Annotated in this window: 1 protein-coding gene; it reads left to right on the plus strand. The window is 73.1% G+C overall.

The annotated features are described in order from the left end of the window. A partial coding sequence (locus ACSNOK_RS34350; RefSeq protein ID WP_436784644.1) for a hypothetical protein occupies positions 1-271 on the plus strand: 271 nt, incomplete at both ends.

Consider the following 271-nt stretch of genomic DNA (forward strand, 5'->3'; position numbering starts at 1 on the left):
GGCGATGCTGATGCAGCAGCTGGACGAGCAGCTGATCGCCGCCAAGGGCCGGGTGATGGGTGGCCCCTCGGACGGCGGCCCGGGCGACGAGGAGGCCCAGGGCTGCATCAACGTCCTCGGGCAGGCCGTCGGCACCCTGGTCCTGGCCGTCCCGGTCGGCGGCATCCCCACCGCGGCCGTGCTCAAGGAGAGTGGCCGACGGGCGAAACCGGTGCTGACCAGCACCGAGACAGCGATCGAGCTGGCGACGACCGACGCCTGGCGTCCGGTC

The sequence above is a fragment of the Streptomyces sp. URMC 126 genome (assembly GCF_051386555.1).
Lineage (GTDB): Bacteria > Actinomycetota > Actinomycetes > Streptomycetales > Streptomycetaceae > Streptomyces.